The organism is Mesorhizobium sp. M2A.F.Ca.ET.039.01.1.1, assembly GCF_003998035.1.
Classification (GTDB): Bacteria; Pseudomonadota; Alphaproteobacteria; order Rhizobiales; family Rhizobiaceae; genus Mesorhizobium.
The window spans coordinates 1-566 of record NZ_RZRY01001454.1; the positions used below are offsets into that span (position 1 = coordinate 1).

Here is a 566-nt window from a genome sequence, read left to right on the forward strand (position 1 = left end):
GGATAGATCAGGTAGCGGGCGAGCTTCTGCACATTGGCGGCGTCGGTGAGGCTGAGGCCCAGATGGCGCGTCTGCACCTGGCTGCGCGTCCAGGCAAGCATCGCCTGGCGTGCGAAGCTCTCCTGATGGTCGAGCCGGGCGATCGCCTCGTCGAGCTCGGCGCGATTGGCGCCGACGGCGGTCCAGAAGGTCAGCGAGATCTTCTTGTTTGCCGGCACGCGGACCTGGCGGCGCAGCGCCGCCACGGGGTCGAGCGTGAAGCCCTGGCTGCCGGAAAGCCTGACGCCGGGATCGAAAGCCACGGCATCGGCGATGGTGCGGCCGCGGCCGATGAAGGCGCGCCGGTCGGTTTCGGCCTCAGCATCGCGCGACGGGCCCGAGGGATCGGTGACGAAATGCACCATGGTGAGGTCAGGGTCGTTCTTGTCGCGCTTGCGCCTGGTGGCGAAGATCGCGCCGTTGTTCGGCGCGACCTCAGTCTCGACGAACATCTTGGAGAAGGCCGGATGCGCGTTGTCCGAGGCCTCGTTGCCCAGCACCAGCTCGGCGAAGGATGTCACCTCGAT

1 protein-coding gene is annotated in these 566 nt (G+C 67.5%); it reads right to left on the bottom strand.

Annotated elements, in window-relative coordinates; translation table 11 throughout:
- A partial coding sequence (locus tag EOA24_RS40405; protein WP_133375087.1) for a hypothetical protein occupies positions 1 to 566 on the bottom strand: 566 nt, incomplete at both ends.